This window comes from Chromobacterium sp. CCUG 30098, assembly GCF_059916605.1.
The window spans coordinates 393,698-417,825 of sequence record NZ_JAUCGS010000001.1; the positions used below are offsets into that span (position 1 = coordinate 393,698).

The 24,128-nt window shown below is 64.2% G+C and carries 26 protein-coding genes and 1 pseudogene; 17 read left to right on the forward strand and 10 right to left on the reverse strand.

Translation table 11 applies throughout. From position 1 onward, the window contains the following. Positions 1-137 precede the first annotated feature (137 nt). The gene (locus tag QUG03_RS01875) at positions 138-671 is read right to left on the reverse strand and encodes a hemerythrin domain-containing protein (RefSeq protein WP_500819238.1); all 534 of its coding nucleotides are present in this window, start codon (positions 669-671) and stop codon (positions 138-140) included. A 234-nt stretch (positions 672-905) separates the two neighbouring features. On the opposite strand from QUG03_RS01875, the pseudogene QUG03_RS01880 reads away from it, so the two are divergent. Together QUG03_RS01880 and ampD are read left to right on the forward strand one after the other, a co-directional pair. Further along, positions 906-1,289 (forward strand): annotated as a pseudogene (locus tag QUG03_RS01880) (GNAT family N-acetyltransferase); the annotation flags it as partial. 48 nt (positions 1,290-1,337) lie between these two features. Beyond that, a complete protein-coding gene (gene ampD, locus QUG03_RS01885) occupies positions 1,338-1,925 on the forward strand; it encodes a 1,6-anhydro-N-acetylmuramyl-L-alanine amidase AmpD (protein ID WP_500819612.1) in 588 nt (195 codons plus the stop codon). A gap of 62 nt (positions 1,926-1,987) precedes the next feature. On the opposite strand, the gene kup is transcribed toward ampD, so the two are convergent. Then, positions 1,988-3,853: a low affinity potassium transporter Kup gene (kup, locus tag QUG03_RS01890; protein WP_107801010.1), complete on the reverse strand. Its 1,866-nt coding sequence runs from the start codon at positions 3,851-3,853 to the stop codon at positions 1,988-1,990. A 309-nt stretch (positions 3,854-4,162) separates the two neighbouring features. Between kup and QUG03_RS01895 the strand changes: the two genes are divergently transcribed. Next, positions 4,163-5,872, forward strand: a complete 1,710-nt coding sequence (locus QUG03_RS01895; protein WP_235085872.1) for a proline--tRNA ligase — start codon at positions 4,163-4,165, stop codon at positions 5,870-5,872. 7 nt (positions 5,873-5,879) lie between these two features. Continuing rightward, positions 5,880-6,521, forward strand: coding sequence for a lytic transglycosylase domain-containing protein (locus tag QUG03_RS01900; protein WP_107801008.1), 642 nt, complete (start codon positions 5,880-5,882; stop codon positions 6,519-6,521). 88 nt (positions 6,522-6,609) lie between these two features. On the opposite strand, the gene QUG03_RS01905 is transcribed toward QUG03_RS01900, so the two are convergent. Both QUG03_RS01905 and QUG03_RS01910 read right to left on the reverse strand, forming a co-directional pair. Beyond that, complete coding sequence (locus QUG03_RS01905; protein ID WP_107801007.1) at positions 6,610-7,107, reverse strand: MarR family winged helix-turn-helix transcriptional regulator; 498 nt, start codon at positions 7,105-7,107, stop codon at positions 6,610-6,612. Positions 7,108-7,239: 132 nt separating this feature from the next. Continuing rightward, a complete protein-coding gene (locus QUG03_RS01910) occupies positions 7,240-7,668 on the reverse strand; it encodes a carboxymuconolactone decarboxylase family protein (RefSeq protein WP_107801006.1) in 429 nt (142 codons plus the stop codon). Positions 7,669-7,783: 115 nt separating this feature from the next. Here QUG03_RS01910 and QUG03_RS01915 point away from each other — a divergent pair, with 115 nt between their 5' ends. Next, positions 7,784-8,677: a LysR family transcriptional regulator gene (locus tag QUG03_RS01915; protein WP_500819239.1), complete on the forward strand. Its 894-nt coding sequence runs from the start codon at positions 7,784-7,786 to the stop codon at positions 8,675-8,677. Here QUG03_RS01915 and QUG03_RS01920 read toward each other — a convergent pair whose 3' ends face one another. From QUG03_RS01920 to QUG03_RS01935, 4 genes are read right to left on the reverse strand one after another with little or no spacing between them, the layout of a single operon-like run. Next, positions 8,678-9,238 (reverse strand): RDD family protein, encoded by a 561-nt coding sequence (locus QUG03_RS01920; RefSeq protein WP_235085876.1) that lies wholly within the window; start codon positions 9,236-9,238, stop codon positions 8,678-8,680. After that, positions 9,225-9,614: a DUF3106 domain-containing protein gene (locus QUG03_RS01925; RefSeq protein ID WP_253313896.1), complete on the reverse strand. Its 390-nt coding sequence runs from the start codon at positions 9,612-9,614 to the stop codon at positions 9,225-9,227. Before QUG03_RS01925 ends, QUG03_RS01920 begins: the two co-directional genes overlap by 14 nt. Continuing rightward, a complete protein-coding gene (locus QUG03_RS01930) occupies positions 9,607-9,972 on the reverse strand; it encodes a DUF3619 family protein (protein WP_107801002.1) in 366 nt (121 codons plus the stop codon). Before QUG03_RS01930 ends, QUG03_RS01925 begins: the two co-directional genes overlap by 8 nt. After that, positions 9,969-10,535 (reverse strand): RNA polymerase sigma factor, encoded by a 567-nt coding sequence (locus QUG03_RS01935; RefSeq protein WP_500819240.1) that lies wholly within the window; start codon positions 10,533-10,535, stop codon positions 9,969-9,971. Before QUG03_RS01935 ends, QUG03_RS01930 begins: the two co-directional genes overlap by 4 nt. A 195-nt stretch (positions 10,536-10,730) precedes the next feature. On the opposite strand from QUG03_RS01935, the gene ilvB reads away from it, so the two are divergent. From ilvB to ilvC, 3 genes are read left to right on the forward strand one after another with little or no spacing between them, the layout of a single operon-like run. Continuing rightward, positions 10,731-12,497 (forward strand): biosynthetic-type acetolactate synthase large subunit, encoded by a 1,767-nt coding sequence (ilvB, locus tag QUG03_RS01940; protein ID WP_107801000.1) that lies wholly within the window; start codon positions 10,731-10,733, stop codon positions 12,495-12,497. An 11-nt stretch (positions 12,498-12,508) separates the two neighbouring features. Then, positions 12,509-13,000 (forward strand): acetolactate synthase small subunit, encoded by a 492-nt coding sequence (gene ilvN / locus QUG03_RS01945; RefSeq protein WP_019101853.1) that lies wholly within the window; start codon positions 12,509-12,511, stop codon positions 12,998-13,000. Positions 13,001-13,059: 59 nt separating this feature from the next. Next, on the forward strand, positions 13,060-14,076 hold the full coding sequence (ilvC, locus tag QUG03_RS01950; RefSeq protein WP_048407995.1) for a ketol-acid reductoisomerase: 1,017 nt from the start codon (positions 13,060-13,062) through the stop codon (positions 14,074-14,076). 128 nt (positions 14,077-14,204) lie between these two features. Here ilvC and asd read toward each other — a convergent pair whose 3' ends face one another. Next, positions 14,205-15,047 (reverse strand): archaetidylserine decarboxylase, encoded by an 843-nt coding sequence (gene asd, locus QUG03_RS01955; protein WP_227105566.1) that lies wholly within the window; start codon positions 15,045-15,047, stop codon positions 14,205-14,207. A 235-nt stretch (positions 15,048-15,282) separates the two neighbouring features. Between asd and QUG03_RS01960 the strand changes: the two genes are divergently transcribed. The 7 genes from QUG03_RS01960 to QUG03_RS01990 all read left to right on the forward strand — a co-directional run bounded on the left by QUG03_RS01960 (position 15,283) and on the right by QUG03_RS01990 (position 22,622). Further along, entirely contained in the window at positions 15,283-17,091 is a 1,809-nt protein-coding gene (locus tag QUG03_RS01960) for a 2-isopropylmalate synthase (RefSeq protein WP_107802039.1), read from the forward strand. 297 nt (positions 17,092-17,388) lie between these two features. Beyond that, complete coding sequence (bioD, locus tag QUG03_RS01965; protein WP_107800998.1) at positions 17,389-18,027, forward strand: dethiobiotin synthase; 639 nt, start codon at positions 17,389-17,391, stop codon at positions 18,025-18,027. Between the two features lie 240 nt (positions 18,028-18,267). Next, entirely contained in the window at positions 18,268-19,320 is a 1,053-nt protein-coding gene (coxB, locus tag QUG03_RS01970) for a cytochrome c oxidase subunit II (RefSeq protein WP_253313900.1), read from the forward strand. A gap of 38 nt (positions 19,321-19,358) precedes the next feature. Beyond that, a complete protein-coding gene (gene ctaD, locus QUG03_RS01975) occupies positions 19,359-20,996 on the forward strand; it encodes a cytochrome c oxidase subunit I (protein WP_227105563.1) in 1,638 nt (545 codons plus the stop codon). A gap of 10 nt (positions 20,997-21,006) precedes the next feature. Next, a complete protein-coding gene (locus QUG03_RS01980) occupies positions 21,007-21,564 on the forward strand; it encodes a cytochrome c oxidase assembly protein (protein WP_500819241.1) in 558 nt (185 codons plus the stop codon). Beyond that, the gene (locus QUG03_RS01985) at positions 21,561-21,737 is read left to right on the forward strand and encodes a DUF2970 domain-containing protein (protein ID WP_081544914.1); all 177 of its coding nucleotides are present in this window, start codon (positions 21,561-21,563) and stop codon (positions 21,735-21,737) included. Before QUG03_RS01980 ends, QUG03_RS01985 begins: the two co-directional genes overlap by 4 nt. A gap of 21 nt (positions 21,738-21,758) precedes the next feature. Continuing rightward, complete coding sequence (locus QUG03_RS01990) at positions 21,759-22,622, forward strand: cytochrome c oxidase subunit 3 (RefSeq protein WP_227105548.1); 864 nt, start codon at positions 21,759-21,761, stop codon at positions 22,620-22,622. Between the two features lie 57 nt (positions 22,623-22,679). Here QUG03_RS01990 and QUG03_RS01995 read toward each other — a convergent pair whose 3' ends face one another. Beyond that, on the reverse strand, positions 22,680-22,877 hold the full coding sequence (locus QUG03_RS01995; RefSeq protein ID WP_019102806.1) for a DUF2909 family protein: 198 nt from the start codon (positions 22,875-22,877) through the stop codon (positions 22,680-22,682). Between the two features lie 91 nt (positions 22,878-22,968). On the opposite strand from QUG03_RS01995, the gene QUG03_RS02000 reads away from it, so the two are divergent. Beyond that, positions 22,969-23,598 carry an SURF1 family protein gene (locus tag QUG03_RS02000; protein WP_253313902.1) on the forward strand — a complete coding sequence of 210 codons (630 nt, stop codon included), beginning with the start codon at positions 22,969-22,971 and terminating at the stop codon, positions 23,596-23,598. Then, entirely contained in the window at positions 23,582-24,109 is a 528-nt protein-coding gene (locus QUG03_RS02005) for a redox-active disulfide-containing membrane protein (protein WP_107800992.1), read from the forward strand. Before QUG03_RS02000 ends, QUG03_RS02005 begins: the two co-directional genes overlap by 17 nt. Positions 24,110-24,128 lie beyond the last annotated feature (19 nt).

Genomic DNA, 24,128 nt, shown 5'->3' on the forward strand with positions numbered 1-24,128 from the left:
TGAGCATTTCGAAGGGGTTTTCAACGCTGTATCGCCGACGCGCAGCAGATCGTAAACAGGTTTTGAGTGCGGAAAGATAAAAAGGCTGACCAGCGCGGTCAGCCTTTTTTGCGCGTGCGGCCTGGAGCGGCCGTCGTTCAGGCGGCCTGCTGCGTCCGGCGCGCCGCCATGCGCTGCCCGGCGGCGCTCATTTCCTCGGCGCTGATGGCGGAGGCGGCGGTGGGGAACAGCCAGCTTTCCTCGGCGGCGGCGTGTTCGCGGTACTGGCGGGCGAACTCCTCCAGCTCGTTGCGGCTGATACTGTGGATCTTGCCGTCGCGCAGCGCCAGCAGATCGTCGCGGATCGCGTTCCAGCAGGAATGCAGATAGCCGTGTTCGGCGCTCAGTTGCTCCAGCCGCGAGGCGGCGGTGGGCACCCGCGCCAGAATCAGCGGGAACAGCTCGTCCTCCTCGTCGCTGTGATGGGCGGGGCCGGCCAGATCGAAGTAGCGGACCACGCCGTCTATCGTATTGCGGGCGGCCTCGTTGACGCCGTGTTGCTCGATGTAGGCGGGCAGTTGATCCAATTGCTCGCAGAAGCGGCGAATCTTGTCGTGACAGGCTTGCAGCATTTCCAGCGGCTGTTCGAAGCTGGGCGCGGCGGCGTTGCTCAGAGAGTCCAGCGTCAGCATGGGCGTTCTCCTGTGATGGGTGACGGCCTGCATTCTGCGGCATGGAACGGGCCGCGGCCATGATTCGGCTCAAGCAAGGCGAGCCTTCCGCCGGGCGGGAGCGGTAGAATGCAGGATGAAGGCTTGTCCGCCCCGGTTGTTCTTGATACCGCGTAGGGCCTCAGAAAACAAGTGCGATATTGGACTGTTCCAGTTACCGGATTGTTGCATCGGTTACGCGCGCAGGGAGAGTGAATGCAAGCCCCGTTTGAAGTGAAAAGCCTGGATTTGAGGGACGCCGCGCTGGCCGCGCGCGCCTTGGATCTGCAATTGGCCGCCCACCGCCTGGAGGCGGAGTGGCTGTCCTATCCGCACCTGCCCGTGCTGTGGGCCGATCTGGCCGCGGCGCGGGCCTGCGCCGACGCGGTCTGGGGCGCGTTCGAGGGCGAGAGCCTGCGCGGTCTGCTGGTGGCCTCGCGCCGCGAGGACGGCGGTCTGCATATCGAAAGAGTGGTGGTGGATCCGCAACAGCTGCGCGCCGGCTGGGGCTATCGCCTGCTGAACCGGGCGCTGGTGGGCGAGGGCGAGGTCAGCGTGGACACCGCCGAGGTCAATATCGCCGCGTTGTCCTTGTACCGCAAGGCCGGTTTCGTCGCCGAGCAGCGCTGGTCCACGCCGGACGGCTTGATGTTGTGGCGTTTGAATTATCAGCCGGCCCCGCCGCCTGCTTTGCAATTATTGGAAGACGGCTGGCTGGACGGCGCGCGCCGGCTGCCCTCGCCCAATCACGATGAACGCGGCGAGGGTATGGCGCCGGAACTGCTGGTGATCCACAACATCAGCCTGCCGCCGTATCGCTACGGCGGCTTGGGCGTGGAACAGCTGTTCCAGAACCGGCTGAATCCTGACGAGCATCCGTTCTACGCCGAAATCCAGCATCTGCGGGTGTCGTCCCATTTCTTCATTCGTCGGTCCGGCGAGCTGCAGCAGTTCGTGCCGGTGACGCGGCGCGCCTGGCATGCCGGCATGTCCAGCTGGCGGGGGCGTGAGCGCTGCAACGATTTTTCCATCGGCGTGGAGTTGGAAGGCTGCGATTTCGAGCCGTTCAGCGAGGCGCAATACCGGACGCTGCAAGCGCTGGCGCGGGCATTGCGGAGCAAGCTGCCGCTTAGCGCCGTCATCGGCCACGAGCACATCGCGCCGGGGCGCAAGACCGATCCCGGCCCGTTCTTCGATTGGGCGCGGGCGGAGGCGGACAGCGGCCTGCAACGCTAGAGTCAGGCGCGAAAAAGCCGGACAGGCAGGGCCGGTCCGGCTTGGGAGCGGGGCGGGAGGGCTTACAGCTCGACTTGTGCGCCCAGCTCCACCACCCGGTTGGTCGGCACCTGGAAGAAGTCGGTGGCGCGCATCGCGTTTTTGCTCATCCACACGAACAGCTTTTCGCGCAGGCGCGACATGCCCGGACGCTCGGTGGACACGATGGTTTCCCGCGACAGGAAGAAGGACGTGTCCATCAGCTCGAAGGCCAGGCCCTGGGCGGTGCAGTCTTCCAGCACCTGCAGCACGTTCGGGTCTTCCTTGAAGCCGTAGCGGGCCACCACGCGCCAGAACGAAGCCGACATCTGCACGATCTCCAGTCTGTCCTCTTCCGCCACATAGGGCACGTCTTCGGTGCGCACCGTCATCAACACCACCCGCTCGTGCAGCACCTTGTTGTGCTTGAGATTGTGCAGCAGCGCGTGCGGTACGCCGTGCAAGGTGCTGGTCAGGAACACCGCGGTGCCTTGCACCCGCGTCGGCGGATAGGCTTCCAGGTTCTCGATGAAGCTGTCCAGCGGCAGCGCCTGGTCGCGCAGGCGCGTGAACAGCAGCTCGCGGCCCTGCTTCCAGGTGCTCATCAGGGTGAAGATCACCATGCCCAGCACCAGCGGCAGCCAGCCGCCGTCGGCCACTTTATGGATGTTGGCGCTGAAGAAGCCCAGGTCTATGGTGGCGAACATCAGGGTGACGCCCAGCGCCAGCGGCAGCGGCCAGCGCCAGTTGACCCGGGCCACCACGAAGAACAGGCAGGTGGTGATCAGCATGGTGCCGGTGACGGCGATGCCGTAGGCGGCGGCCAGGCTGGACGAAGTCTTGAAGGTCAGCACCACCACCATCACCGCGATCAGCAGCGCCCAGTTGATGAAGGGCATATAGATCTGGCCGATCTCTTTTTCCGAGGTGTGCTGCACTTCCAGCCGCGGGCAGTAACCTAGCTGGATGGCCTGGCGGGTCAGCGAGTAGGCGCCGGAAATCACCGCCTGCGACGCGATCACCGTGGCCAGCGTCGCCATCACGATCAGCGGCAGCAGCGCCCAGTCCGGCGCCAGCAGGAAGAAGGGATTCTTGATCGCCGCCGGGTTTTGCATCAGCAGCGCGCCCTGGCCGAAATAATTCAGCGCCAGGCCGGGCAGCACCAGGCTGAACCAGGCGCGGCGGATCGGCGAGCTGCCGAAATGGCCCATGTCGGCGTACAGCGCCTCGGCGCCGGTCAGCGCCAGCACCACCGAGCCCAGGGTCAGGAAGGAGCCCCAGCCGTTGTGGCCGATGAAGTGCAGCGCGTGGTAGGGATTGAGCGCCTGCAGCACTTGCGGCGCTTGCACGATCTGGTGCAAGCCGAGCAGACCCAGCACAGAGAACCAGACCAGCATGATGGGGCCGAACAGCAGGCCGACGCTGGCGGTGCCGAAGCGTTGCAGCAGGAACAGGCCGGTCAGCACGCCGATGGCCATCGGCAGCACATAGCTTTCCATCGCCGGGGAAATCAGCTCCATGCCCTCGGCGGCGGACAAGACCGACACCGCCGGGGTGATGATGGCGTCGCCGTAGAACAGCGCCGCGCCGAACAAGCCCAGCAGCACGATCTTCCAGCGCGCGGCGTGAGTGGTGTAATGCCGGGCCAGCGCCATCAGCGCCATGATGCCGCCTTCGCCGCGGTTGTCGGCGCGCAGCACGAAAGCCACGTACTTGATGGAAACCACGAAAATCAGCGACCAGAAGATCAGCGACAAGATGCCGAAGATGTTTTCCGGGGTGGTGGGGATGCCCTGGCCGGTGAAGCATTCGCGCAGGGTATACAGCGGGCTGGTGCCGATGTCGCCGTATACCACGCCCAAGGCGGCCAGGGTCAGGCCAGCCATGGCCTGTTTGTTGTGATCCTGCATAAGCATCCAATGGAATTGTTCGTCACCGTATATTGCTGCACAGCAATATCGGTGGTTCTTGAGCGCGCAGATTACTCCAGAGGTCTGGGTAAGCCAAGCAAAGGCCGCGCAAGAGCCGAGATGTGTTCTCGTAAAACGACAGAGTCCGGGCTGTCTGCTTGCGCGGCGGCCGCATCTGGGGTAGCCGGCGGGGGGCGGGACACGCATCTTTATAGCGCAAATCGGCGATGCCGGCGCAAGGCTTGGCCGCGAGGCGCGGCAAACGCTACAATCAAGCCCTCAATTACACCGTATTGCCAAGGACGCATCATGCGCGCATCGCAGTTTTTCATTTCCACCCTGAAGGAAGCCCCCGCCGACGCCGACATCGCCAGCCAGAAACTGATGATGCGCGCCGGCTTCATCCGCAAAGTGGCCGCCGGCATTTACTCCTGGATGCCGATGGGCCTGCGCAGCGTGCGCAAGGTGGAAAACATCGTGCGCGAAGAGATGAATCGCGCCGGCGCAATCGAAGTCAGCCTGCCGGTGGTGCAACCGGCCGGCTTGTGGCAGGAAACCGGCCGCTGGGACAAGATGGGCGAGGAGTTGCTGCGCTTCAAGGACCGCCATGAGCGCGATTTCGCCTTGCAGCCCACCGCCGAGGAGCTGATCACCGACATCGCCCGCAACGAGCTGCGCAGCTACCGCGCGCTGCCGAAGAACTTCTTCCAGATCCAGACCAAGTTCCGCGACGAGCGCCGTCCGCGCTTCGGCGTGATGCGCGGCCGCGAGTTCACCATGAAGGACGCCTACTCCTTCGACCGCAGCGCCGACGCCGCTGGCGTCAGCTATGACAATATGTACGCCGCCTACTGCCGCATCTTCGACCGCCTGGGTCTGAGCTACCGCGCCGTCGCCGCAGATACTGGCGCGATCGGCGGCGACCGCTCGCATGAATTCCAGGTGATCGCCGACACCGGCGAGGACGCCATCGTCTACTGCCCGGGTTCCGACTACGCCGCCAACATCGAACTGGCCGAAGCCGTGGCCCCGGCCGGCGAACGCGCGGCCGCCGGCGCGGCCATGGCCAAGGTGCACACGCCCAAGGTCAAGACCATCGCCGATCTGGTGGGCTTCCTGAACGTGGACGTCAAGCAGACCGTCAAGGCGGTGGTGGTGGACGGCGACGAAGATCAGCCGGTGCTGTTGCTGGTGCGCGGCGACCACGAGCTGAACGAAGTCAAGGCGGAGAAGATCGCCGGCATCAAGAAGCCGCTGACTTTCGCCTCGCCGGCCGCGATCAAGGCTGCCTTCGGCGCCAATCCCGGCTCGCTGGGCCCGGTGGGCTTCAAGGGCCGCGTCATCGCCGACCGCACCGTCGCCAAGATGGCCGACATGATTACCGGCGCCAACGAGGACGATCAGCACTACACCGGCGTCAACTTCGGCCGCGATTGCGCGGAGCCGGAAGTGATGGACATCCGCAATGTGGTGGCCGGCGACGCCTCGCCGGACGGCAAGGGCGAGCTGGCGATCCAGCGCGGCATTGAAGTGGGCCATGTGTTCTATCTGGGCACCAAGTACTCGGAAGCGATGAACGCCACCTTCCTGGACGAGGACGGCAAGCCCAAGCCGTTCGAGATGGGCTGCTACGGCATCGGCGTCACCCGCATTCTGGGCGCGGCGATCGAGCAGAACTTCGACGACAAAGGCATGATCTGGCCGGACGCCATCGCGCCGTTCGCCCTGGTGATCTGCCCGGTGGGCTATGACCGTTCCGCCGAGGTGAAGGCCGCCGCCGACGCCTTGTACCAAGGCCTGCTGGCCAAGGGCGTGGACGTGATCCTGGACGACCGCGGCGAGCGCCCGGGCGCGATGTTCGCCGATTGGGAACTGATCGGCGCGCCGCATCGGGTCACCATCGGCGACCGCGGCCTGAAGGAAGGCAAGGTCGAGTACCAGCACCGTCGCGACGCGGAGGCCAGCGCGCTGGCCGCCGATGCTATGCTGGAACAAGTGCTAGCCAAACTGGGGCTGTGACCGTCTTATGATCCGATCCGGCATCGTCGTATTGTTGGCCGCGCTGGCAGCGATGCCGGCGTGGGCCGGCGCGCAGAAGGAAGAGGCGCTGGCCGCCAACGTCGCTTCCACCATGCGCCGTTCGGTGTCGGACGCCAATGCGCCGCGGCTGGTGTTCGACGACCAGCGCGAGGCTGACGCCTGGCTGGGAGAGATGTCCAGCCGGCTGGCCAAGCGGATTCCGGATAAATGGACGCGCGAGCGTCTGCTCACCGCCATCCATTACGAGGCCACCCGCGCCGGCCTGGACCCGCAGCTGGTGCTGGGCCTGATCCAGGTGGAAAGCGGCTTCAACAAGTACGCGATCTCCGGCGCCGGCGCGCGCGGGCTGATGCAGGTGATGCCGTTCTGGGTGCGCAGCATAGGCAATGCGCAGCACAATCTGTTCGACCTCACCACCAATCTGCGCTACGGCTGCACCATTCTGCGTTACTACCTGGATATCGAGCGCGGCAATCTGTTCCGCGCGCTGGGCCGCTACAACGGCAGCCTGGGCCGCGCCGAGTATCCCAATCTGGTGATGGGGGCCTGGAAAGGCCGCTGGCACTGGGTGGCGCCGCTGCCGGTGAAAACGGCGGCGGCGGGCGCCGCGCCGCCGCTGCTGCGCTGAAGCGCGGATGCAAAAAAAACCGGCTCTGGAATCCAGGCCGGTTTTTTTGTCCGCTCAGCGCGGCAGGCTACAGGAGGGCGCGCGCATTTCAATCCTCCTGGGTTTGCAGCATCTTTTTCAGCAAGCGCGCCAGCGTGGCGCGTTCTTCCGCGTCCAGCATCTCGATCAACTCGGCCTCGGCCGACAGATGGTTGCCGACGGCGTCCTCGATCACCTCGAAGCCCTTGGGCGTCAGCGTCACGATCACGCCGCGGCGGTCGCCCGGGTCCGGCGAGCGGGTCACCAGGCCGGCTTCTTCCAGACGATTGATGCGGTTGGTCAGCGCGCCGGAGGAAATCAGCACCATGCCTTGCAGTTGATTGGGGGACAGCTGGAACGGCTCGCCGCCGCGGCGCAGCGCGGCCAACACGTCGAATTCGCCGACATTCAGATTGTGGCGCGCCAAATCGTGCAGTACGCGGCGGGTGACGAAGTACTCCATTCGCACAATGCGGCCGACCACTTCGGTGGAGGACGGGTCCAAGTCCGGGCGAACCTCGCGCCACAGGGCCACGATACGGTCAATCTGGTCTGGTGCTTGTTGCATCACTGACGGTTCCTGATGTGTGGGTGACAACTGGATGACTACCGGGCGCAGAGATTAGCACGGCTTGAAGTTAGTTTATCTTCACGTGAAAGAATAGTCTTCAGTCATCACCCGCACCAGCGGGAAGCGCGCTTACTGACGCATGCTGACCGCCAGCCGGTTGAAGGCGTTCATCAGGGCGATGGCGAAGCTCAGGTCCGCCACTTCTTCCGGGCTGAAGTGTTCCTGCAAGGGCAGATAGTGCTGGTCCGGCGCCTGGGTGACGGCGATGTCGGTCAGCGATTCCGCCCATTCCAGCGCCGCGCGTTCGCGGGCGCTGTACAACTCGCTGACGCGCCAGCCGGCCAGAGAATCGATGCGTTCATTGCTTTCCCCCCGGGCGCGCAGGGCCGACGCGTGCATTTTCAGGCAGAAGGCGCAGCCGTTGATCTGGGATACGCGCAGGTAAACCAGCTCGATCAAGGGCAGGCCCAGGCTGCTGTGCTGCAGGCTGGCTTTGACGCTGGCCAGCCCTTGGTAGGCGGCGGGGGACAGTTGGGTGTAGGGCAGGCGCAGAGACATGGCAATTCCTTTCAAGAGAGAGAGTCGCAGCGGCGAGCTGCAAGGCCAGTCTAGGCAAAAATCATTTATGTAAATAGACTTAAAATATCGAATTCAAATTCCAAAAATGAAAATCATGCTGGATGATCTGCAGTTGTTCGTGAGCATTGTCGACGCCGGCAGCCTGAATGCCGCCGCCCGGCGGCTGGGCGTGCCCACCGCCACCCTGTCGCGGCGCTTGCAGGCGCTGGAGCGGGAGTTGGGCTGTCGCCTGCTGCACCGCAGCGCGCGGCGGATGGAGCTGACGGCGGAAGGGGGGCAGTACTACGAGCAATGCCGGCCCTTGCTGCAATCGCTGAGCCAGACCGCCGCGTCGCTGGCCGATTCGCTGCACCAGGTCAAGGGCGTGCTGCGGGTGCTGTCGCCGCTGAGCCTGGGCAACGACGTCCTGGTGCCGGTGTGGCGGCGGATGCTCAGAGACTATCCGGACTTGCGCTTGGAGCTGCATCTGAACAACGCCATCGACGACCTGCTCAGCGGCATGGCGGACCTGGCCTTGCGGGTAGGGGAGCAGCCGGACTCCAGCTTGAACCAAAGGCGGCTGGGCTGGGTGCGCACTTTGCTGGTGGCCGCGCCGGCCTATCTGGCGGCGCAAGGCGAGCCGCGGACGCCGGAGGCGCTGGCGCGTCACGCCTTGTTGGTGGCGGAGCCGTTCGAGCGCTGGCATTTGCGGCGCCGGGGCGACGGCGCGGAATGGGAGTTGCCGCCGCCGCGGCTGCGGGTCAACGATATGCTGCTGCCGCGCCGCTTGGCCGAGGCCGGCGTCGGCATTGCCGTCTGCCCTCACAGCCTGTGCCACCGTCAGCTGGCGGAAGGCGGCTTGCGGCAGGTCTTGGCCGGCTGGGAAATGCCGGCGCAGCCGGTGTACGCGGTATGGCCGCAACGGCGTTATCCGCCGGCGCGGGTGCGGGTCTTGCTGGACGTTCTGGCGGAGTTCGCCGAGACGGAGCCTTTGCTGGCGCGGGCTTAGTCAGCCCGGCGTGGGCTCGCCGCGCCGCTTCTTGCCCGGATGCGGCGGCTTGGGCAGCACGATCTGCCGGGTGCCGGCCAGTCTGTCGTGCAGGAAGAGTTTGTCGCGGTCGTAGAACTTGGCCAGGAAGGGCACCAGGCACCAGCTCAGCGCCAGCCACAGCGCCTGCGGCTGGTGGCCGTAGGCATTGGCCCAGCCGAGGTAGGACACCGCCGGCATGCCGACGAACAAGGTCAGGCCGATCAGGTAGCGCGCCGCCGCCTGCTTCCAGACAATGCCGCCGCCGCGGGCGTTGACCAGCTTGATGCGCCAGGTCTTCATCGCCACGGTCTGGCCGCTGCGCACCCAGCAATAGCCGAAGTAGCCGAACAGCGCGACGGCGAGCACGCCTTTCAGCAGGGCCTTGAACAGCGGCCCCTGGCCGATCAGCGTTTGCAACGGCGTCAGCGCCGCGGTGACGGTGAGCAAGAGCGCGGCGACCAGCAGCAATTCGTAGAACAGGCTGGCCAGGCTGCGTTTCAGTGTCGGAGGAGTCAGGGCGGGGGCGTCAGCGGGAGGCATCTTGGGCTTTATGTTGTTGTTGCAGGCGCTGGATGGCCTGCCGGCGTTGTTCGGGCGGCATCTGCTGCAAGGCTTTCCAGTTGGCGCGGATTTCGTCGCGCTGCTGCTGGCTCAGTTCGGACCAGGCTTTCAGCTTCTGTTGCACGCGCTGGCGTTGGGCCTCCGGCAGCTGTTGGAAGGACGGCACGATGGCCAGCAGATTCTGCTTTTTATACGGCGCGTAGCGGTCCCATTCCGTGGCCAGCGGCGCCAGCACCTGTTGCTGTTCCGCGCTCAACTGCGCCCAGCTGGGGTTGGCCGGCGGGCTGGCCTTGACCGCCGGCGTCAGCAGCCCGCTCAGGCACAGGGCAAGCAGCAGGCGGCGGCCGCTATTCATGCAGGCCTCGGCTGAAATGCGGTTCCAGCAAGGCTTCGAAGGGCAGATCCTGCGCCAGCAGCGCGGCGTCCACCGCTTCTTCCTCCAGCAGCAGGTCTTCGGCCAGCATCATGCCGGCGCCGGTCAACAGCGCGAAGCCCAAGGCCAGGCCGCCGCGGCGGAGCGACAACACATGGCGTTGAGCCCACAGGCCCAGCCGCTCGCGCGGGGGCGCGGCGCCGGGGGAATGGGCGTCGAAGCGGCTCAGCGCGCGTTCGCGCGCCTGGCGCAGCTTGCGTTCCAGCGCGGGGTCGAGATCGTCGCTGGCGTGGTCCAGCACGCGGGACACATGGCCGGGCAGGGGATTGGAAGGTTTCATAGCGTCACTCCCTTTTGCGCGAGGATGGCGGCCAGCGTGTGATTGGCGCGCGAGCAATGCGTTTTCACGCTGCCTTCCGAGCAGCCCATCACGCGCGCGGTGGCGGCGACATCCAGACCCTCCCAATAACGCAGCAAAAAGGCCTCGCGTTGACGGGCGGGCAGCAACTGCAGCGAGGCCTCGATCAACACGGCGGTTTCCTTGCGCGCGCACCACAGCTCGGGGTTGCTGTGCGCCTCGTCAGCGGCCACGTCCAGCACTTCCAGCGGGTCCGGGCCCTCCTCCTCCTCGCGGGCGGGGATCAGCGAGGACAGCAGCGTGCTGACGAAACGGCGCGCCTTGCTGCGGCGGTAGAAATCGCGGATGGTGTTTTGCAGGATGCGCTGGAAGATCAGCGGCAGTTCCGCCGCCGGGGCGTGCGGATAGCGATCCGCCAGTTTCATCATCGAGTCCTGCACGATATCCAATGCGCTGTCTTCGTTCTGGACCGCATACCACGCCTGCTTGAAAGCGCGTTTCTCCGCCGACTCCAGGAAGTCGGCCATTTCCTCGCGGCTAGCCATCGGATGAGAGTTTGAGTTGATGCCAACAGAAGATGGTAGCAGAGCGCCGCCGATTCGGCCAAGCCTGATTTTTTTCCTGAATTTACCGAGGCTTAGACGCATATTGCACCTGCACAAAAGCACTTGACCGGTTTCAAAGCAATACGCTAAGGTCGTCCGATACGGGATGAAACTAACGCAAAGACAAGAGGCGATATGCAGATATCGGGCGCGGAAGCGGTTGTCCGCTGCCTGCAGGAAGAAGGTGTCGAATTTGTTTTCGGCTACCCCGGCGGCGCGGTGCTGGAAATCTACGATGCCATTTTCCGGCAGGACAAATTCAAACATGTGCTGGTCAGGCATGAGCAGGCGGCGGTGCATGCCGCCGATGCCTACTCCCGTTCCAGCGACAAGGTGGGCGTGGCCCTGGTCACCTCCGGCCCCGGCGCGACCAATGCCGTGACCGGCATTGCCACCGCCTATATGGACTCCATCCCCATGGTGGTGCTGTCCGGCCAGGTGCCGTCTCCGGCCATCGGCCTGGACGCCTTCCAGGAAGTGGACATGGTGGGCATCACCCGCCCGTGCGTGAAGCACAACTTCCTGGTCAAGGACGTCAATGAAATAGCCGCCACCATCAAAAAGGCGTTCTACATCGCCAAGACCGGTCGTCCCGGTCCGGTGGTGGTTGACATCCCCAAGGACATCACCCAGCAGCGCACGGAATTCCAATACCCGGAAAGCGTGCATATCCGCTCCTACGTGCCGGCTACCCGCGGGCACCCGGGGCAGATCAAGAAAGCGGTGAACCTGCTGTTGGAAGCCAAGCGCCCCTTTATTTACGTGGGCGGCGGCGCGGTGCAGGGCAATGCCGCCGGCGAAGTGACCGAACTGGTCAAATCGCTGGGCCTGCCGTGTACCAACACCCTGATGGGCCTGGGCGCCTATCCGGGTTCCGATCCGCAGTTCCTCGGCATGCTGGGCATGCACGGCACTTATGAAGCCAATATGGCGATGCAGTACTGCGATGTGCTGGTGGCCATAGGCGCGCGTTTCGACGACCGCGTGATCAGCGTGCCCTCGCACTTCCTCAGCCAGCCGAAGAAGATCATCCACATCGACGTGGATCCGTCCTCCATCTCCAAGCGGGTGAAGGCGGACATCCCCATCGTCGGCGACGTCAAGCATGTGCTGAAAGACATGCTGGACCTGCTGAAGCAATCCGGCCAGAAGCCGGACGCTCAAGCCCTGGCCGGCTGGTGGAAGCAGATTGAGGAATGGCGCGGCCACAACTGTTTGCTGTACACCCCGTCCACCGAGCTGATCAAGCCTCAGTACGTGGTGGAGAAGCTGTACGAAATCACCGGCGGCAAGGCCATCGTCACATCCGACGTGGGCCAGCACCAGATGTGGGCGGCGCAGTACTACAAGTTCGACAATCCCAAGCAGTGGCTGAACTCCGGCGGGCTCGGCACCATGGGCTTCGGCCTGCCTGCGGCGATGGGCGCGCAACTGGCCAATCCGGACGCCACCGTCGCCTGCATCACCGGCGAGGGCTCGATCCAGATGAACATCCAGGAACTGTCCACCTGCAAGCAGTACCACACCCCGGTGAAGGTGCTGGCCTTGAACAACCGCTACCTGGGCATGGTGCGCCAGTGGCAGCAGTTCTTCTACGGCACGCGCTATTCCGAATCCTATATGGACGCCTTGCCGGACTTCGTCAAAATCGCCGAGGCTTACGGCCATATCGGCTTCAAGGTGGAAGACCCCGCCGACGTGGAGCCGGTATTGAAGGAGGCGTTCAGCCAGAAGCTGAAGGAGCGGCTGGTGTTCCTGGATTTCCGTACCGACCAGTCCGAGAACGTGTTCCCGATGGTGCAAAACGGCAAGGGCCTGGATCAGATGGACCTGCCCGAGCACATGAGCGAGGTGCAGAACGTGCCCTTCGAGAACAACCGTGACTACGGCAATATGTGTTGAGGCCAGCCGGTATGCGACATATCCTATCCATTCTTCTGGAAAACGAAGCGGGCGCATTGTCCCGCGTGGTGGGCCTGTTTTCGGCCCGTGCCTACAACATCGATTCGCTGACAGTGTCCACGACCGAGGACCCGACGCTGTCGCGCATGACTATCGTCACTCACGGTTCCGACGAAGTCATCGAGCAGATCACCAAGCAGCTCAACAAGCTGATCGAGGTGGTCAAGGTGATAGACCTCAATGAATCCGAGCACATCGAGCGCGAGCTGATGCTGATCAAGGTCCGCGCCACCGGCAAGGACCGCGAGGAGATGAAGCGCATGGCCGACATCTTCCGCGGACGCATCATCGACGTGACGGAAAAGACTTACACCATCGAGCTGACCGGTACGAGCGAAAAGCTCGGCGCCTTCATCGAGGCGGTGGACCGCACAGTGATCCTGGAAACGGTCCGTACCGGCGCATCCGGCATTGGTCGGGGTGAGCGGGTTCTGAAAATCTGAAGCAGGCGGGCGCCGGCCAAGGGCCGGGCCGCCTAAACAAACGAAATCAAGGATTGCAAATGAAAGTTTTCTACGACAAAGACGCTGACCTCTCCATCATCAAGGGCAAGAAAGTCGCCATCATCGGCTACGGTTCCCAGGGCCATGCCCATGCGCAGAACCTGAAAGACTCCGGCGTGGACGTCGTGGTGGGCCTGCGCAAGGACGGCGCTTCCTGGAAGAAGGCGGAAGCGGCCGGCCACAAGGTCAAGGAAGTGGCCGAGGCGGTGAAGAAGGCCGACGTGGTGATGATTCTGCTGCCGGACGAATCGCAGCCGGACGTCTACGGCAAGGACATCGCGCCCAATCTGAAGAAGGGCGCGGCGCTGGCCTTCGCCCACGGCTTCAACATCCATTACAACCAGATCGTGCCGCCGGCCGACGTCGACGTGATCATGGTGGCGCCGAAAGGCCCGGGCCACACCGTGCGCTCCGAATACCTGAAGGGCGGCGGCGTGCCGACCCTGATCGCGGTCTATCAGGACAAGTCCGGCAAGGCGCGCGACGTGGCCCTGTCCTACGCGGCGGCCAACGGCGGCACCAAGGGCGGCGTGATCGAGACCAATTTCCGCGAGGAAACCGAGACCGATCTGTTCGGCGAGCAGGCCGTGCTGTGCGGCGGCGCGGTGGAGCTGGTCAAGGCCGGCTTCGAAACCCTGGTGGAAGCCGGCTACGCGCCGGAAATGGCTTACTTCGAGTGTCTGCACGAGCTGAAGCTGATCGTCGACCTGATGTACGAAGGCGGCATCGCCAATATGAACTACTCGATCTCCAACAACGCGGAGTACGGCGAGTACGTGACCGGCCCGGAAGTGGTGACCTCCGCCACCAAGGACGCGATGAAGAAGGCGCTGTACCGTATCCAGTCCGGCGAATACGCGAAGATGTTCATCCTGGAAGGCAAGACCAACTATCCGAGCATGACCGCGCGTCGTCGTCTGACCGCTGATCACCCGATCGAGAAAGTGGGCGCCGAGCTGCGCGCGATGATGCCGTGGATCGCCAAGAACAAGCTGGTGGACCAGTCCAAGAACTGAGTCCGCGGGCTGCCGCATTAAGCAAAGCCGGGAGATTTCCCGGCTTTTTTGCGTGTGGACGGCGCGGACGCAAGGCCGGCCCATGAAAAACGGCGCCCTGGGCGCCGTTGCGTTTGGAGCGAGAGCCTTCAGTCGGCCATCGCCTCGCCCATGCGCACCGCGCCGGCGGCTTGCCAGGCGGGGTTGAAGCTCAGCGGGCCTTGCGGGAACAGCAAGACCACGGTGGAGCCCAGCAAGAAGCGGCCCATCTCCTCGCCCTTGGCCAGACGGATGTCCTGGTCGCGGTAGTCCCAGTGCCGGATCTGGCCCGGCCGCGGCGGATTGACCACGCCGTGCCAGACGGTGGCCATGCTGCCGACGATGGTGGCGCCCACCAGTACCAGCGCGAAGGGCCGGCCGTCCTGTCCCTCGAACAGGCAGACCACGCGTTCATTGCGCGCGAACAAGCGGTCCACGCCGCGGGCGGTGGCCGGGTTCACCGAATACAGCTCGCCCGGAACATAGCTCATCCGCAGCAGGCGGCCGTCGCAAGGCATGTGGATGCGATGGTAGTCGCGCGGGCTCAGGTAGATGGTGGCGAAATGGCCGTCGTCGAAACGGCGCGCCGATTCGGCGTCGCCGGCCAGCAGCGCCTGGGCGGAGTAGCTGCGGCCCTTGGCCTGGAAAATCTGCCCCTGTTCGATACGGCCGAACTGGCTGATGGCGCCGTCCACCGGGCACGCCAGCCGTTCGCTCGAGAGCGGGCGCGCGTCGGCGCGCAGGGCGCGGGTGAAGAAGGCGTTGAAGCTGGCGTAGGCGGAGGGATCGCTGGCGGCGGCTTCATTCATGTCCACCTGATAGCGGGCGATGAAGCGGCGGATGATCCATTGCGTCAGGCTGCCGCCTTCCCAGTTGGCGATGCGGCCCGCCAATCGGGTCATGGCCAGCTTGGGCATCAGATGTTGCAACAGCACGAACAGGCGTTCGGACACTGGTTTGTCCTCGATCAATCTGACTAAACCCAAGAGTATAACCGATCTGCCGGCGTCTGATCGCTTGCGCTTTGCTTAAAGCTTAGGCAATTGCCAGGCAAAAATAGACATAATGTCCGATATTTTTGGCTTGGACATCCGGTGTAACGTTTTAATCACAGTTTTCAGCATGCAGATTTGACTTTATGTCTTGCTTGCCGGTAGGCTGGATCAAAATTTGCTGCGGGAGCACATGATGCAATTGGACATTGAACGCTTGATTGCGGACTTCGGCGGGCCGGGACAGCTGGCTGAGGATCTGAATCGCTTGTTCGCCGATGAGCCGGTGACTCGGGCGGCGATATACAAATGGAGAGAACGCGGCAGCCTGCCATTGGCCCAGCTCAACAAGCTGGCGGTGATGGCGGCCAGCCAGGGTAAACGCTTCGATTTCAACGATTATCTGATCGGCGTCGGGACAGGCGCGGAAATTGCAATGCAGGGACCAGGGAGAAACAGCCAGATGGGCAATCGTCTTTATATATTCGACACCACCTTGCGCGACGGCGAGCAATCGCCGGGCGCATCGATGACCAAGGAAGAAAAGATCCGGATTGCCCGCCAGCTGGAGCGTCTGGGCGTGGACATCATCGAAGCCGGTTTCGCCGCGGCGAGCCCGGGCGACGCCGACGCCATCCGCGCCATCGCCGAGGTGATCAAGGACTCCACCGTCTGTAGTCTGGCCCGCGCCAACGAGCGCGACGTCCGCGCCGCGGGCGAAGCGATCAAGCCGGCGGCGCGCGGCCGCATCCATACTTTCATCGCCACCAGCCCCATCCATATGGAGAAGAAGCTGCGCATGAGCCCGGACGAAGTGGTGGCGGCGGCGGTGGCGGCGGTGAAAATCGCCCGCGAATACACCGACGACGTGGAGTTCTCCGCCGAAGACGCGCTGCGCTCGGACATCAACTTCCTGGCGCGCATTTTCGGCGAAGTGATCAAGGCCGGCGCCACCACGCTGAACGTGCCGGACACCGTCGGTTACGCGGTGCCCTTCATCACCGAGGCTTTCTTCCGCGAATTGATCGCCAAGACGCCGGGCGGCGACAAAGTGGTCTGGTCCGCCCACTGTCACAACGATCTGGGCATGGCGGTGGCCAACAGCCTGGCCGCGGTGCTGGGCGGCGCGCGCCAGGTGGAATGCACCATCAACGGCCTGGGCGAGCGCGCCGGCAACGCCAGCCTGGAGGAAGTGGTGATGGCGGTGCGCACCCGCAAGGACGTGTTCGCACTGGAAACCGGCATCGACGCGACCCAGATCGTGCCGGCCTCCAAGCTGGTGTCCACGGTGACCGGCTATCCGGTGCAGCCCAACAAGGCCATCGTCGGCGCCAACGCCTTCGCCCACGAGTCCGGCATCCATCAGGACGGCGTGCTCAAGCACCGCGAAACCTACGAGATCATGTCCGCCGAATCGGTGGGCTGGAGCACCAACCGCCTGACCCTGGGCAAATTGTCCGGCCGCAACGCCTTCAAGACCAAGCTGATCGAGCTGGGCATCGTGCTGGACAGCGAAGAAGCGCTGAACGCCGCCTTCGCCCGTTTCAAGGAGCTGGCGGACCGCAAGCGCGAGATTTTCGACGAGGACCTGCACGCGCTGGTGTCGGACGAGTTCAGCACCGTCCGCGAAGAGGATTACAAACTGGTGTCCTTGAAGATCGCCACCGAAACCGGCGAAGCGCCGGTGGCCTCCATCGTCTTCCTGGCGCACGGCGAAGAGCGCCGCGCCCAATCCAGCGGCTCCGGTCCGGTGGACGCCGCTTTCAAGGCGATTGAAAGCGTGGCCGCCAGCGGCGCGGAACTGGAACTGTACTCGGTGAACGCCATCACCAAGGGCACCGAATCCCAAGGCGAAGTGACGGTGCGCCTGGCGCGAGACGGCCGCATCGTCAGCGGCCTGGGCGCGGACACCGACATCATCGTGTCCTCGGCCAAGGCCTATTTGTCGGCCTTGAACAAATTGATGAACCAGGAGCAAAAGCTGAACGCACAAGCGCTGGTATGAGGTTTTCCGGCCGAGGCGGCCAGCGCGGCGCGTCGTCGACAAGGTTTTCCATCCCGTCCTTGTCGGCGTGCAGTCAGCGTTAGACCGTCCGGCCCAGGGAGTTCACTTTATCGAGTGTGAAGTCCATCAGGCCCACAAGGCCGACCCTTTTTGCCCCGGCTCACAAGGCCGCGCGGCGGACAGCCGACCCATGAGGTCGGCGTCGTTGCGCGGCGGAGCCGGGGTTTTTGCGTTTTACGCGCGGACGGGCCGGCGCTAGACTGCCAGCTCTCTCCTTCCCCATTACGGAAAGCGCCCATGTCCGCAGCCTTCTTCATCACCGGCACCGATACCGAAATCGGCAAGACCCACGTCGCCGTGCAATTGATCCGCCAATGGCAGGCCGAAGGCAAGCGCGTGCTGGCGATGAAGCCGGTGGCTTCCGGCTGCGAACTGCTGGCCGACGGCAGCTGGTGGAACGACGACGTGGCGCGGCTGACCGCCGCCACCGGCCAGTCCGATCTGGAACTGATGAACCCCTATCGATTCCTGCCGCCGGTGTCGCCGCATATCGCCGCGAGCGAGGCCGGCGTGGACATCCGGCTGGACGTGATCGTTGACCATTACCAGCAATTGGCCGCTTGCGCCGACGTGGTGGTGGTGGAGGCGGCGGGCGGCTGGATGGCCCCGCTGTCCGACCGGCTGTTCATGGCCGATATGGCCAAGGCCTTGCAACTGCCGGTGATTCTGGTGGTGGGCATGCGGCTGGGCTGCATCAACCACGCCTTGCTGACCGCGCGCGCGGTGCTGGACGCCGGCCTGCCGCTGGCCGGCTGGGTGGCCAATCGAGTGGTGCCGCAGCAACAGGCCTACGAGCAGAACCTGGAAACCCTGCAAAGACACATGCCGGCGCCGCTATTGCTGGAAGTGCCGCACCTGGCCGGCGAATCCAACTGAGCCGCCGGGCGCGGAACGGCGCGCGCAGCGATTCCCATCCGTAATATTTTATTGCGTTGCCGCAAGACATTTTCTTGTTTTCCTTGACCTTTTTTTCTAGCATGCCATTAACCGGTCATGGGAATAGACCGGACCAGTCAGCACCATTTCATGTCAGTTGAGGATTTCTAGGGGGGCTCCATGTCCTGTATGCGCGTCCTTTGCTGTTGGCTGCCGATATCCTGCGCGTCAGCGGCCGAGTTGAATCTGCAAGCCCCCGTCACTCCCATTGCCCGTCAGCAATACGACCTGCACACCATGTTGCTGGTGATCACCTGCGTCATCTTCGCGCTGGTGTTCCTGGTGATGATGTACGCCATCGTCCGCCACCGCAAAGCCGCCGGCCATCAGGCCAAGCACTTCCATGAAAACACCACGGTGGAAATCATCTGGACGGTGATTCCGCTGCTGATCCTGATCGGCATGGCCTGGCCGGCCACCAAGGCGGTGTTGTCGCAGAAGAGCACGCGCGGCGAGGACATGACGGTCAAGGTCACCGGCTATCAATGGAAGTGGCGTTACGACTATCTGGACGATAATTTCGGCTTCATGAGCCATTTGTCCACGCCGCGCGAGGCCATCGCCAACGCCGCGGCCAAACCGGTCAATTATCTGCTGGAAGTGGACGAGCCGCTGGTGGTGCCCACCGGCAAGAAAGTGCGGCTGCTGCTGACCGCCAACGACGTGATCCACTCCTGGTGGGTGCCGCAGCTGGGCGTCAAGCAGGACGCGGTTCCCGGCTTTCTGCGCGACAGCTGGTTTCGCATAGACAAGCCCGGCACTTATCGCGGCCAGTGCTCCGAGTTGTGCGGCAAGGACCACGGCTACATGCCCATCGTGGTGGAGGCCAAGACGCCGGACGACTACGCCAAGTGGCTGGAAGCCAAGAAAAAGCAAATGGCCGCGGCGGCGGACGATCCCAACAAGGTGTGGACGCTGGCCGATCTGAAAGCCCGCGGCGAAAAGGTCTACGCCCAGAACTGCGTCGCCTGTCATCAGGCCAACGGCAAGGGCCTGCCCGGCGCCTTCCCGGCGCTGGACGGTTCCAAGATAGCCATCGCTGACAAGCCGGCGCACATCCACATCGTCTTGTTCGGCAGTCAGAAAAACCCGGCGATGCAAGCCTGGGGCAAGCAGCTGTCGGATACCGACATTGCCGCGGTGATCACCTATGAGCGCAACGCCTGGGGCAACCACACCGGCGAATTGGTGCAGCCCAAAGAGATCAAGGCGGCCCGCGGCGCCACCGGCTGAGGCCGGGAGCGGCGGCGAACCCATGCAAGGAGAGCGATATGGCAATTGTCGATGACGCCGGCCATGCCGGGCACGCGCCGGGGCATCACGAGCGCCCGCGCGGCATCATGCGCTGGCTGGCGGCCACCAACCACAAGGACATCGGTTCGATGTATCTGTGGTTCTCCTTCATCATGTTTCTGTCCGGCGGGGTGATGGCGCTGTGCATCCGCGCCGAACTGTTCCAGCCCGGCCTGCAGTTCTTCCAGCCGGAGCTGTTCAACCAGTTCACCACCCTGCACGGCCTGATCATGGTGTTCGGCGCCATCATGCCGGCCTTCACCGGCCTGGCCAACTGGATGCTGCCGCTGATGATAGGCGCGCCGGACATGGCTTTCGCCCGGATGAACAACTGGAGCTTCTGGCTGCTGCCGCCGGCGGCGCTGCTGCTCCTGCTGTCCTTCATCGTGCCCGGCGGCGCGGCGGCGGCCGGCTGGACGCTGTACGCGCCCTTGTCCACCCAGATGGGCATGGGCATGGACATGACCATCTTCGCCATCCACATCATGGGCGTCAGCTCCATCATGGGGTCGATCAACATCATCGTCACCATCCTCAATCTGCGCGCGCCGGGCATGACCATGATGAAGATGCCGATGTTCGCCTGGGCCTCGCTGATCACCGCCTACCTGATCATCGCGGTGATGCCGGTCCTGGCCGGCGTGGTCACCATGGTGTTGACCGACCGTCACTTCGGCACCCATTTCTTCAACGCCGCCGGCGGCGGCGACCCCATCCTGTATCAGCACGTGTTCTGGTTCTTCGGCCATCCCGAGGTCTACATCATGGCGCTGCCGGCCTTCGGCATCGTCAGCCAGGTGATTCCCACCTTCGCCCGCAAGCCCTTGTTCGGCTACGCCTCCATGGTTTACGCCACCTCCAGCATCGGCATCCTGTCCTTCATGGTGTGGGCGCACCATATGTTCGCCACCGGCATGCCGGCCACCGCCCAGCTGTTCTTCATGTACGCGACCATGCTGATCGCGGTGCCCACCGGGGTCAAAGTGTTCAACTGGGTGGCCACCATGTGGGAAGGCAGCATGACGTTTGAAACACCCATGCTGTTCGCCATCGGCTTCATCCTGCTGTTCACCATAGGCGGCCTGTCCGGCGTCACCCTCAGCGTGGCGGCGGTGGACATCCAGCTGCACGCCAGCTACTACGTGGTCGCCCATTTCCATTACGTGCTGGTGGCCGGGGCGCTGTTCAGCCTGTTCTCCGCCATCTATTACTGGTTTCCCAAGATGACGGGCAAGATGTACCACGAGGGCCTGGGCAAGCTGCATTTCTGGTGGTCCTTGCTGTGGTTCAACGTCACCTTCTTCCCCATGCACTTCCTCGGTCTCGCCGGCATGCCGCGGCGGATTCCCGACTACGCGCTGCAATTCACCGAATTCAACCAACTGGCCAGCATCGGCGCCTTCATGTTCGGTCTGGGGCAGTTGATCTTCCTCTACAACATCCTGCGCTCGCTGCGCCACGGCAAGCCCGCGCCGCATCATCCGTGGGAGGGCGCCAATACGCTGGAGTGGGCGATTCCCACCCCGGCGCCCTATCACAGCTTCGCCGAAGCGCCGCAGCTGGAGGTGATTGAAAACGGTGTGGTGGTGTCCAGCACCGGCGGCGAGCACCACTGAGGACGATGCGATGGAAGCCGCCACCAAGCAGGGTCGCAGCAACCGCCAGCTGATGAAGAAACTGGCGGTGGTGGCCTTGCTGATGTTCGTTTTCGCCTGGGGGCTGATCCCGCTGTACAAGGTGGTGTGCGAAGTCACCGGCCTCAACGACGTGGTCAAGGCGGACAGCCTGGACGACACGGCGACAAACGGCGGCGCGGCGGCGCACGAGGTGGACATGACTTTCGACGCCACGGTGCAGGCCGGCCTGCCGTGGCAGGTGCGGCCCTTGCAGACCCGGCTCAAGGTGAAGCCGGGCCAGTTCGTGCAAGTGGAGTACGAAATCACCAACGCCAGCGGTCAGCGGGTGGTGGGGCAGGCGATTCCGCGCTATCTGCCCGCCGCCGCCGGCGAGTACGTCAAGAAGCTGGAGTGCTTCTGCTTCCGCCAGCAGGCCTTCGCGCCCGGCGAAACCAGACGCTTTCCGGTGGTGTTCGTCGTCGACAAGCGTTTGCCGGCCTCAATAGACAGCATCACGCTGGCCTATACCGTGTTTGACGTGCCGGGCAATGCGGGAGCGGGCTCATGAGGGCATGGCAAGGCGTGTTGGCGGTGTTGTCCGCCTTTTTCGGCGTGCGCCGCAAGGCGGACGCGCGCGAGGACAGCAAGCTCTCGCCGCTGCAGCTGATACTGACCGCGCTGCTGCTGGCGGCGACTTTTATCGGCGTGTTGCTATTGGTGGTGCGGCTGGCCACGTCCTAATCGGTGTGCAGGGAGAACGCAATGACGACAGCGAACGAGCGGGAACAGACGCATTACTTTGTGCCGCAGCCATCGCGCTGGCCGGCGGTGGGCGCGGTGGCGCTGTTCTGCCTGGGCTTGGGCGCGGCTTTCGCCGTCAACGGCCAGCCGCTGGGCAAGCTGTCGCTGGGCGTGGGCGCGCTGATACTGATCTATATGTTGTTCGGCTGGTTCGGCGATGTGATCCGCGAAAGCCGGCACGGCGACTACCAGGGAAAGGAAGACATGTCCTTCCGCTGGGGCATGGGCTGGTTCATCTTCTCCGAGGTGATGTTCTTCGGCGCCTTCTTCGGCGCCTTGTACTGGGTGCGGGTGGTGTCGGTGCCGACCTTGGGCGAGATGGACTACAAAATTTTGTACCCGGATTTCGAGCCGTCCTGGCCGCTGCTGACCGGGCCGGGCATCACCAAGCCCTATCAGGCGATGGGGGCCTGGGGCCTGCCGGCGCTGAATACCCTGATCCTGCTGAGTTCCGGCGCGATGGTGACCTGGGCGCATTGGGCGCTGCTGCAAGGCCGGCGCGCGCAATTGAAGCTGGGGCTGCTGTTGACCGTGTTGCTGGGCAGCTTGTTCCTCTGCCTGCAGATGTATGAGTACGGCCACGCGATGAGCGAGTTGAATCTGAGCCTGGCCTCCGGCGCTTACGGCATGACTTTCTTCATGCTGACCGGTTTTCACGGCCTGCACGTGCTCTTGGGCACCATCATTCTGGCGGTGGTGTGGCTGAGGGTGATGCGCGGGCATTTCGACGGCCAGCATCATTTCGCCTTTGAGGCGGCGGCCTGGTACTGGCACTTCGTCGACGTGGTGTGGCTGTTGCTGTTCGTCTTCGTCTACTGGCTGTGAACCGCGCGGCCGGACCAAAGGCCAGGGGCCGCGCCGGGACGAGGGCGGCCGGCTCGGCTAAGCTTGATGAGGGCGCCACCAGCCGAACAGCGCGCCCAGCAGCAAGAGCAGGAACAGGCCGATGGACAGGCCGATGCGCAAAGTGAGGGAGCGAACCAGACGTTGAGAGCCTTGATCGGACTTCAGCAGGCCGGTCAGGCCCCAGAACAGGGCAAGCACGATGCAGGCGAGCAAGAACAGAATGACAAGTTTCATTGCGGAATCCCCCGGTCGATTGGGCCGTCGATCTACAGCTTTGAAGTCTAGCGGCAAACGGCTGGTTTGGCTGTGTTTATTGGCCATGGCGGTGCTGCCTTTCTTTTTGGCGGCCTGGCAATGGCAGCGCGCGCAGGAAAAGTCCGAACTGTTGCGCTCGCTGACCAGCGCCATCGGCGTGCCGCCGGTCAGCCTGATTTATCGCGAGGCCCGCCCGCAGCCGGAATTCAGCCGGGTGGCGCTGCCCGGCGCGCAGCCGGCCGGCCCGGCCTTGCTGCTGGAAAACAGCTATCTGGGCGAGGTCAAGGGCCGGCGCATGCTGCAGCCCTGGCGGCTGGAAGACGGCGCGATGGCCCTGTTGGACCTGGGCTGGCTGGCCGACGGCGTGACGCCGCCCGCCGTCGATCCGAAAACGCTGACCTTGCGCGGACACTGGATGCCGCTGCCGCGCCACTTCGTGCTGCCCGGCGCGGTGGCCGGCGTGGAGGGCCGCGTCGACGCCATCGACATGGCCGCGCTGCGTCAGCGCTACCCCGGCCATTGGCATCAGGGCGTGGTGGTGCTGGAGCACTCGCCGGACCCGCTGCGGCATTGGCCGGTGCTGCCGGAGTTCATGCCGGAGCGCCATTACGCCTATGCGGCGCAGTGGCTGCTGCTGGGCCTGTTATTGCTGCTGTCCTTGCATTCGCTGAGGAGACGTTCCCATGAGCCGCGTCGATGAAGCGTCCCCCGAGCCGTCCCGGCGCCGCGGCCGGCTCAAGCTGCTGCTGATGGCGGCCATCTGCCTGGCGCCGGTGCTCGCCTCTTGGGCGGCTTACCGGCTGATGCCGCCGCAGGGCGGCAAGAGCTACGGCCAATTGTTGCCGACGCGGCCGTTCGCGTTGACCGGCGCGCAAGGATGGCCGCGCGGCAAATGGGTGCTGGCGGCCAGGATAGAACCGGGCTGCCAGACACGCTGCCAGCAGCGCTTTTTCGCGATGCGCCAGATCCAGCGTGCGCAGGGCGAGGCCGCCGGCCGTCTGACCCGGCTGGGCTGGCAGGAGAGCGCCGCGCACGAGGAGGTGGACGCCACCCACATCGTGCAAACCGCGCAGACGGACGTCGACGGCGGCGGCTACTATCTGGTGGACCCCTTGGGCAACCAGGTCTTGTTCTATCCCGACGCCGCCGATCCCAAGAAAGTGATCCAGGAAATAGGCCGCGTGCTGAAAACCAATAACGGCATCGGTTGAGCTTGTTAAGCCGCGGCGC

Excerpts from the sequence above, each read along its gene's own strand:
- QUG03_RS01875 (WP_500819238.1), bottom strand. The coding sequence starts at position 671 with ATGCTGACGCTGGACTCTCTGAGCAACGCCGCCGCGCCCAGCTTCGAA.
- ampD (WP_500819612.1), top strand. The coding sequence starts at position 1,338 with ATGTTGTGGCGTTTGAATTATCAGCCGGCCCCGCCGCCTGCTTTGCAA.
- kup (WP_107801010.1), bottom strand. The coding sequence starts at position 3,853 with ATGCAGGATCACAACAAACAGGCCATGGCTGGCCTGACCCTGGCCGCC.
- QUG03_RS01895 (WP_235085872.1), top strand. The coding sequence starts at position 4,163 with ATGCGCGCATCGCAGTTTTTCATTTCCACCCTGAAGGAAGCCCCCGCC.
- QUG03_RS01900 (WP_107801008.1), top strand. The coding sequence starts at position 5,880 with ATGATCCGATCCGGCATCGTCGTATTGTTGGCCGCGCTGGCAGCGATG.
- QUG03_RS01905 (WP_107801007.1), bottom strand. The coding sequence starts at position 7,107 with ATGCAACAAGCACCAGACCAGATTGACCGTATCGTGGCCCTGTGGCGC.
- QUG03_RS01910 (WP_107801006.1), bottom strand. The coding sequence starts at position 7,668 with ATGTCTCTGCGCCTGCCCTACACCCAACTGTCCCCCGCCGCCTACCAA.
- QUG03_RS01915 (WP_500819239.1), top strand. The coding sequence starts at position 7,784 with ATGCTGGATGATCTGCAGTTGTTCGTGAGCATTGTCGACGCCGGCAGC.
- QUG03_RS01920 (WP_235085876.1), bottom strand. The coding sequence starts at position 9,238 with ATGCCTCCCGCTGACGCCCCCGCCCTGACTCCTCCGACACTGAAACGC.
- QUG03_RS01925 (WP_253313896.1), bottom strand. The coding sequence starts at position 9,614 with ATGAATAGCGGCCGCCGCCTGCTGCTTGCCCTGTGCCTGAGCGGGCTG.
- QUG03_RS01930 (WP_107801002.1), bottom strand. The coding sequence starts at position 9,972 with ATGAAACCTTCCAATCCCCTGCCCGGCCATGTGTCCCGCGTGCTGGAC.
- QUG03_RS01935 (WP_500819240.1), bottom strand. The coding sequence starts at position 10,535 with ATGGCTAGCCGCGAGGAAATGGCCGACTTCCTGGAGTCGGCGGAGAAA.
- ilvB (WP_107801000.1), top strand. The coding sequence starts at position 10,731 with ATGCAGATATCGGGCGCGGAAGCGGTTGTCCGCTGCCTGCAGGAAGAA.
- ilvN (WP_019101853.1), top strand. The coding sequence starts at position 12,509 with ATGCGACATATCCTATCCATTCTTCTGGAAAACGAAGCGGGCGCATTG.
- ilvC (WP_048407995.1), top strand. The coding sequence starts at position 13,060 with ATGAAAGTTTTCTACGACAAAGACGCTGACCTCTCCATCATCAAGGGC.
- QUG03_RS01960 (WP_107802039.1), top strand. The coding sequence starts at position 15,283 with ATGCAATTGGACATTGAACGCTTGATTGCGGACTTCGGCGGGCCGGGA.
- bioD (WP_107800998.1), top strand. The coding sequence starts at position 17,389 with ATGTCCGCAGCCTTCTTCATCACCGGCACCGATACCGAAATCGGCAAG.
- ctaD (WP_227105563.1), top strand. The coding sequence starts at position 19,359 with ATGGCAATTGTCGATGACGCCGGCCATGCCGGGCACGCGCCGGGGCAT.
- QUG03_RS01980 (WP_500819241.1), top strand. The coding sequence starts at position 21,007 with ATGGAAGCCGCCACCAAGCAGGGTCGCAGCAACCGCCAGCTGATGAAG.
- QUG03_RS01985 (WP_081544914.1), top strand. The coding sequence starts at position 21,561 with ATGAGGGCATGGCAAGGCGTGTTGGCGGTGTTGTCCGCCTTTTTCGGC.
- QUG03_RS01990 (WP_227105548.1), top strand. The coding sequence starts at position 21,759 with ATGACGACAGCGAACGAGCGGGAACAGACGCATTACTTTGTGCCGCAG.
- QUG03_RS01995 (WP_019102806.1), bottom strand. The coding sequence starts at position 22,877 with ATGAAACTTGTCATTCTGTTCTTGCTCGCCTGCATCGTGCTTGCCCTG.
- QUG03_RS02005 (WP_107800992.1), top strand. The coding sequence starts at position 23,582 with ATGAGCCGCGTCGATGAAGCGTCCCCCGAGCCGTCCCGGCGCCGCGGC.